Annotated in this window: 4 protein-coding genes and 1 pseudogene; 1 reads left to right on the forward strand and 4 read right to left on the reverse strand. The window is 67.9% G+C overall.

All coding sequences use genetic code 11. The features are described from left to right. Positions 1-208: 208 nt before the first annotated feature. Positions 209-616 (reverse strand): hypothetical protein, encoded by a 408-nt coding sequence (locus tag KBI5_RS23385; RefSeq protein WP_241883142.1) that lies wholly within the window; start codon positions 614-616, stop codon positions 209-211. A 799-nt stretch (positions 617-1415) separates the two neighbouring features. Between KBI5_RS23385 and KBI5_RS23395 the strand changes: the two genes are divergently transcribed. Then, on the forward strand, positions 1416-2783 hold the full coding sequence (locus KBI5_RS23395; protein WP_023841793.1) for a hypothetical protein: 1368 nt from the start codon (positions 1416-1418) through the stop codon (positions 2781-2783). Positions 2784-3469: 686 nt separating this feature from the next. Here KBI5_RS23395 and KBI5_RS23400 read toward each other — a convergent pair. The 3 genes and pseudogenes from KBI5_RS23400 to KBI5_RS23415 form a co-directional block, all read right to left on the reverse strand. Next, positions 3470-3829 carry a recombinase family protein gene (locus KBI5_RS23400; RefSeq protein WP_085016490.1) on the reverse strand — a complete coding sequence of 120 codons (360 nt, stop codon included), beginning with the start codon at positions 3827-3829 and terminating at the stop codon, positions 3470-3472. Between the two features lie 742 nt (positions 3830-4571). Next, positions 4572-4739 (reverse strand): annotated as a pseudogene (locus KBI5_RS28225) (MFS transporter); the annotation flags it as partial. Positions 4740-4807: 68 nt separating this feature from the next. Then, positions 4808-6285, reverse strand: a 1478-nt coding sequence (locus KBI5_RS23415) for a hypothetical protein (RefSeq protein WP_085016492.1), incomplete at its 5' end; no start/stop codon positions are given.

A 6285-nucleotide genomic window follows, 5' to 3' on the forward strand; every position in this document is an offset into this window, starting at 1 on the left:
CCAGCCCCGAAGGCCGTCACCCCAAAAGATCAACAACGGGACTTCCGAATACGTACGGTCAACCGTCACCATTTTTCCGCCCTACCTTTCCTGGTGTTTGCGCGGCCAATACCGCGCCTGGGTACCCGACAGCGGCCGATTCCGCGTCGGGGGATCTGGGTGAAGGCTCACCGGAGCGTCATTCTTGACTATGAMGCAGCGTCGACCTTCAAATCAGAGCAGGGAAATGGATCTCCCAGACGTCGATCGGCAACACCACTTCGTGGTCGCGCAGGCGCACCCGATGCAAACTGAACGTCACTCCGTCCGGTGTCACATCCGGGTTCGGTCTCGATCCCGCCATTACGATCCGGGGCAACTCACCTRCCATGATCCTCTGTCGCCGCAGCCGGATACCGACCGCCCACGCCACCCGGGATTCCATCAGCGACGTGAACCTGCGGTGCATCAGTACGAGCCCCACCGGAGCAAGCTGGGCAATCCCAATACTTGCCCCCACCATGATTTCCTCGTCCACCGCCAACTGGTCGGACAGCAGCATCTCCTGTGCCTCGCTGTCCGCCCGCAACGGCTCTGGCAGCATGCCGATGATCAAACCGTCGCGGTGCCAGGGCACGAACTCCGGGAGCTGGCCCGTGTGAAATTCCCACCCCGTGGCCGTGACCGCCCCACTCGCCATTACTCGGGCCCCGGACGAAGAGCCAGAGCCAGATCCCTCAAAGGCTCGCGATCATCCCCAAGTCCAGGAACGGAAGCGCACGGTATCCCGGAATCGTGATCCCGTGCCGGTGGGCATAGTTCGCCATCGACCGCAGATCCGCGAATGGGGCGACCACCTGAGCGCCCGGCACTACCAGCGCGAAGGCTCCCGACGGGGTCATCACGTCCCGGAGGTTCACCATTCGCGCGAGCCCCGTAGGAATACCCGTTCTCGTCATCCCACTCCCAGTCGTCATCGTCGACGTCGTACCTGTCCTCGTCCTTCATCGCTCCCACCTCTACCGACCGCATCCGTCAGACCGCGAACCCCCGGTACCTGTGGGACCAAGAATGCTGCGCACTCCAGCCACGGCACCCCAGGCCCCCAACGGCACCGGCCGGGGGGGACGGCCCCAAGCCCGACCAGGGCCGCTACGAGAAGTTCAACGCGGATTCCGCACGTGCCCAAGGACAGATGCCACGTCAAGTAACCGGCTGTCACCGACGGCCCGTCCGGCGATCAGAGCCGTTGTCCGGTTGACGTGACCAGTCGAATCGCAGGTCAAATGATCAGTCGACCAGCCGAATCCACGGTGACTTCCCTGCCGCCCGGTCCGCCACCGAACATGGGCCGCTACGCTTCGTGCAACCCCTTGTTCTGGGAGGCACCCGTGACGCCACATCGCGCGACAGAGCACCCCGGATGGAACCCCTCTATGCTCCGCCGGCATCGGCTTCAGTACGGGCTCACCCTTCCCACGCTCGCCGAACGCATCCGCAATATCGACGTCGACAGCGCCCGTGAACGAAGCTTCACCCCGCCACTGGCGACCGCCGAAGTCATCGGCAAGCACGAACGCGGGCAGACCTACCCCGGCGCCGACTACCGCGCCAGCTACCGGCACATCTTCGGCACTGGAGACGCCGACCTGGGATTCCGCCACCGGCTCCCCGCCGAGCACGCCCAGACGACTCCGCAGCAGGCCGACTCTCCCAGTGACCGGGCCGCGTCCTCTCCGCCGCCTTACTCTGGAGACATCGGCGGGTACACCGCTTCACGCCCGCCCGATACCGACGGGCCGGAGAGGCGGATCATGACCGAATCAGAAGAGGCGTTTAACTTCCTGGTCAACGCCGAACGGGCCGCGGCTCGACCGGAAGTTCTCGACTTCCTCCACCAACAGGTACGCAGCCTCGCCATCGCGTTCCCGACCGAGGCGACGAACCTTGTAGGCCCGCTACTCGACGCACAGCGCGTCGCCTTCAGACTCCTGGACGGCCCAACTCCGCCAGACCAGGCCCGGGACCTCTACTTTCTCGCAGCAATCACCTCCGGCCTCCTCGCCCGCGCAGGAGTCGACCTCAGCCAGCACACAACCGCCGACATCTACGCCCGCGTCGCCTACCTGTGCGCCGACCGGGCAGATCATCCCGGCCTGCGCATCTGGGTACGCACCGAACAGGCCCGCGCCGCCTACTGGACAGGGGCACCACACGAGGCACTGCGCTACATCGAAGCAGCCGAAGCAGACGTCCACCTCGTTCACGGCACGGCAGCGATAGAGACCGCCGTACAGGCAGCCCGTGCCCATGCGGCACTCGGCGACAGCGCACAGGCCCATGCCGCCATCACGCGAGCCGTAGACCTCCGCGAGCGGACCCGTCCCGACGACCTGGACGAGATCGGGGGTGAACTCTCCACCCCGGTAGCCGTCCAACTGTTCATCGCATCCGATGCCCTTACCCGACTCCCCGAGGACCCACGCGCCGAGCAGGCAGCCATGGACGCCGTGGAAGCCTTCGCCGCCGCAGGTAACGCCAGCTACGGCAGCCGAGCCGGGGCCCACATCAACCTCGCTCTGGCTCGCACCCGCCGGGGTGACGTCGACGGCGCCCAAGACGCCCTCCGGCCCGTCCTAGCCATCCCAGCCCAGCGCCGCAACCACGGGATCCGCACCCTCATGCAGCGCATTCAAGGTGCGCTGACCGACCAGCGGTACGGACGATCGCCGCAGGCACTCGACATTGCAGCCGAGGTCGAGAACTACTGCCAGGTGACCCCGACAACCCGGATCCCCGAGTAGTTCAAGATCCTCGCTAATGTTCTGTACCGTTTCAAGGCGCCCCTACGGGGCGCGCGGACGCCCTGCCGCACACGCCGTGCGCGCCGCACTCGCCACGCCCGGCCGGGCTCGCCGCACGCGGCGGGGCCCCGCCTCCCTTCGGTCGGCTCCCCACCGGTGCGTCGGCCTGCCGGGTGTGTCGGTGCGTCGGCCCGTCGGAGCGTCAGACCACCCGCCGCACGCCGGGAAAGGCGGAAGCCTGCGGTTCGTGAGAGATACGGATGCCCTTCGGGCAGCTCATACCCGGGGGGCTACGCCCCAAGGCCGCGAGATCTGACGGAGCGGGGTGTGTGCGGTTGACGCTGGTGTTTTCTGGGGCGCTGCCCCAGACCCCGGCCCTCGCTCTGGAGGAGGGGGAGGTGCGGCGGATGTCCGCTGATCGCCTCCGCCGGACGGACACCCAGAGGGGTTACCCCGGAACCCCCGACCGCGCAAGAGCGCACAGCACCCAGCAGGCACCGGCAACGTTGGCGCTCGTGCACGGCCGGAGAACCCGGGGTAAGGCGCGGCCTGCCCGACCGACGGAGGAGATCAGCTCAGCCCGGAGTATGTGAAAGACAAAAACGTGTCGTGGCGTAGATTTCCGCCGACGGGAAACGGCCGGTAACCGTGATCCGGGTTACCGGCCGTTCGGGTGCCACCAGGTGTTACACGGTCAGGAGCGAGGCGACCAGCTCAGCGCCGACCGGATCGGCCGTGTCGGTTCCGTCCCGGGCCACGAGCAGCCGCACACCGGCACAGCGCAGCATCTCCARMGCSGCCARCYGGCCCGMTTCYGTCTCGGCAAGSCGGTCGATGCTGTCGACCACSACCACRTCATASCGGCCCGCSCGGACCAGGCGCAGYGYCGCCCACCAGGCCCGCAGCCCCGACCCGAACTCACGCACCGCACCACCAGCGGACCAGCCCCGTGCCGCGCACGCCGAGGTGAACACGTCCCGCTGTTCCGCACTGTCCCCAGTGCCGGTGTGTCGGGTGAAACTCAGCGCCCGCACCGTGCCGGCCATCACTGGCCCCTGTCCCGACGGTGGCGACCGCCCGGGAATCCGGTGACCTGCGACTGGTACCACAGRGMMGCCATCGTGCCSGCCAGSGTCASCGAGTCCCACCACTTGCCCGCCACGTCCAACGGCGCGTTCGGGTCCACCATCACCYGCACCCCRCCCGGSAGCAGCAGCACCGGCCRCAACGCGGCGTACYGGGTGTGCTTCGGCAGCTGAATCTCAGCGTCTTCCGCCGGGTGCGCCTGCAACACGACCTGTAGATGGGACCGGCTATCGCCGCCCGTCCCGTATGGCATCATGGCCATGGGTTCCACTCTCCTGTTCACGCAGGATTTGGGATCAAGGCCCGGGAATGGTGCTACCAACACCGTCCCGGGCCGCTCTATTCAATTCTCTTTCATGATACCCGGTGGACGTCGGATAGTCCGCCGATTCAGGGAATCCCGAGGAATGCCGCCGGTCGATTCTCTGTGCCCCTGCGGACATCGGCAGGGTCCACAACGCACCTTCCATCGAGCGATCATCACGTGATGAACGTTTCCGCTACGAGCCGGCGTCCCAGGGGAAGCAAGATCGGACGACGCCGCCCCTGCGGCCGGATGGTCGCACCGAACCGACCCGGCGCCGGACGCGACCTCAGCGCCCATCTGCGGCAGCTAGGCCCCGAGCGCGCGAAGGTACCCCGCTTGCAGGGAAAGCGGGGTACATCTATGCAGGTCAGACGTTGCTACGACGTACTACTTGCGTAGGCGTTCACCACCCACGAGAGCCCGGCGGCGGAGAACCCCAGGTCCTGGCCGATGGAGGGCAGGGCCACGTTCACGATGGAGGTGTCGATCACGATGGCGAGGGCGCCGGTGCAGAGCACCAGCAGGGCCCACTGCCGTTCACGCAGGCTGCGGTAGCGGCTCACGATCAGGCGCCGCGACTGGACGGTCTCGTTCAGGCTCCCGAACGAGTCGCCCTTCGGCTGGAAGATGCTCACTGAGCTGCCACCTCGGCCATCGCACCGTCCATCCCGCCCATGGCACCGCCCGGCTGGACCATGCAACCGCCCATCCCGGCCCCCATCCCGGCCGTAGCACCGTCCTGCTGGGCGTCGGCAGGATCAGGCAGCCCACCACCGCCGCGCACGACGGGGTGGGTCATCGGGATCGGGGGCAGGGCCAGGGCGTGCATCCGCCCGCTGCGCACCAGCAACCGGCGCCAGTCCGACGGGTCGAGCGGCACCAGGGTGTGCCGGTGACGGCGGGTGGCGTCGATCGTGGTCGCTCGGGCGGACGACCGGTGTCCGCCGGCCGCCTCGATCGTGGCGATCCGTTCGGAGCCGAAGTTGATCGGCAGGGCGGTGCTGAACTCCTGCGCGCTCACCGCGAACCAGTCGTCGGTGTCCTGCTTGATGCCGTCGGCCAGGCCGCGTATGGCCTGCTCGTGGGGCACTCCGGCGTCCCGGGCCTCCCAGTACAGCTTGACGCGGTGCCCGTGACCGATCATGCCCGTGATGGCGCCGCCGCTGGTGAGGAAATGGCCGTTGCCGAAGGTGTCCCCGGCGACGACCCCGTTGGCCGCGACCTGGGCGTCCACCCCGGCCCGCTCGACCAGGCTGAACAGCTTCGGACCGTACGGCATCTGGATCCTCTCCAGTTCCGACACCGGCATCTCGCAGATCTGCGAGACCTGGTCCAGGTAGAACTCCCGCATCAGGTGCTGCACGCCGGCCCGGTACTGCTTGGACTTGCGGTAGGTACCGGGCGGCACCAGGCCGGACAGGATCGGGTCGAACGTCTTGTAGTCGGGAACCTGCACCAGGATCCAGCCGACCTCGGCGTCGTCCTCATGCCCCACCGCGATCTGCCGCACCCAGTACTCGTTGCCCTCCTTGTCGAAGTCGGAGGCGATCCTGCGCCGCAGCCGGCCGTCGACCAGCACCTCCAGCAGGCCGGCGAGGTAGTCGGCCTGCGCCACGACCGGCCCGCGGCCGTCGTGGTGGTCCACCAGCACGTCCTCCTGCCTGAAGCCTAGGCGGTCGGCGTCGGTGCTGTTGAAACCCTGCGCGATCATGAACAGCTCGGGAATCCCGATGTCGATCACCTTGCTGCCCGGCACCCGCACGCGGTGGAACCTGCCGTTGTAGTCCAGCTCCCTTACCTGCTCGATGCGGATGGACTTGCGACCGCCGGAGGCGTCCCCGAATCCCTCCTCGCGGCGCAGCCACTTCAGATAGCCCGCGTCGCTCCCGGTCCCGGTGGTGACCACCCGGTGGGACAGGAACAACCGCACCCGCGGCGTGACGCCCCGGGCCAGGTCCATCCGCTCGACCCCTTCGAGGTAGCGGCGCATCAGCACCATCACCTCGGAGGCCGCGCTCTGGAACGTGGAGGGCCCCTCCAGCGCCTCGAGGGTGCTGCGCCCCACCCGGGTGGGGTCGGGCCGGCGCGGGGGCTCCGGCGGCGTCAGCA

It is taken from the genome of Frankia sp. KB5 (assembly GCF_002099325.1).
Lineage (GTDB): Bacteria > Actinomycetota > Actinomycetes > Frankiales > Frankiaceae > Frankia > Frankia casuarinae.